This window comes from Streptococcus oralis (assembly GCF_001578935.1).
Classification (GTDB): domain Bacteria; phylum Bacillota; class Bacilli; order Lactobacillales; family Streptococcaceae; genus Streptococcus; species Streptococcus oralis_R.
In genome coordinates this window covers 683,834-684,853 of the sequence record NZ_KQ969521.1, presented here as the reverse complement: position 1 = coordinate 684,853, position 1,020 = coordinate 683,834, and the positions used below count along the sequence as shown (strand labels likewise).

The window sequence follows — 1,020 nt, the reverse complement described above, 5'->3', positions numbered from 1 at the left end:
TTTAGGTGGTAGTCTAGATGATGTCGTGGAATTAGGTGGTAAGACTGTTGATTCACCGTTAATAGAACAACGGTTAAAAGATTTCGCGAAAGGAACTCTAGAGTTTCAAGATGTTCTAGATGATTATAGTGAAGTTTATGCTGAAATAATTAATGGCAACAAAAATGGTCATGGGACGAAAGTATTATTAATGGTCAAAATCTTAGCTATGCTCAGAAAAAACAAATTAAAAATTTGGCTATTGAAAAAGGATTGATTCCTGATGTCAAAGTTATTCCATCTGAAGGCATGAGATATGGTTTTGCAGATTTTCGTAGTGCTGGTCTTGTTGAAGAAACAGTCAATCTACCAGAAGAATTGTGGCTTAAAACAGATAAAGAACAATTTGAGTGGCTAAATAACAAAATTGGTGGTTTTAGAGAAGGTATGACGTGGCATCATACTGAAATTCCAGGACAAATGGAATTGGTTCCATATGGAATACATAATATTATTCCACATAATGGAGGAAGAACAATAGGTATGTGGGCTTATGCACCTAGATAGGAGATGAAATGAAATCTAAAATTATTTTACCTTTACCAACAGATACATTACTGAAAGAAAAAGAAAAAATATGGAGAGTGATTCTTCCTGAAGATTATAAAGATTTTATAAAAAAAGAAAACGGCTTAATTCCAACTAAACGATATTTTAATTTCGGTAGAAATGAGAAAGTGGTTGAGCGTTTCTTAGCAATACTGAATATTTCAGGCGATAGACTGGAAGATACTTATGATATTGGTGTTGTAAGTACTCAATTAGAAGGAAGAATTATATTTGATGAGGACTATGTGGGTTTACAATTGATACCAATAGCAACATTGTTTGGAGGTGATTTTATCTGCTTAGATTATACTAAAAGTAAAGAAAATCCTAGCATTTGTATATGGTATCATGAAGAATCTTATGAATTAGATCCTGCTGTAGAATTTGTAGCTAATAACTTTACAGAGTTTTTAAAAATGCTTCATGATTAAG

The 1,020-nt window shown here is 32.2% G+C and carries 3 protein-coding genes; all 3 read left to right on the top strand.

The features are described from left to right. The coding region (locus tag SORDD15_RS10490) for a hypothetical protein (protein ID WP_231097623.1) at positions 1 to 256 on the top strand (256 nt) is incomplete at its 5' end. Then, on the top strand, positions 235 to 546 hold the full coding sequence (locus SORDD15_RS10485) for an HNH endonuclease signature motif containing protein (protein ID WP_061414368.1): 312 nt from the start codon (positions 235 to 237) through the stop codon (positions 544 to 546). The genes SORDD15_RS10490 and SORDD15_RS10485, both read left to right, overlap by 22 nt. Before the next feature lie 8 nt (positions 547 to 554). Then, positions 555 to 1,019: an SMI1/KNR4 family protein gene (locus SORDD15_RS03430; protein WP_061414366.1), complete on the top strand. Its 465-nt coding sequence runs from the start codon at positions 555 to 557 to the stop codon at positions 1,017 to 1,019. The last annotated feature ends 1 nt before the right edge of the window (position 1,020 follow it).

Bases quoted from the DNA above. Each gene is read 5' to 3' on its own strand.
- SORDD15_RS03430 (WP_061414366.1), top strand. From the start codon at position 555: ATGAAATCTAAAATTATTTTACCTTTACCAACAGATACATTACTGAAA.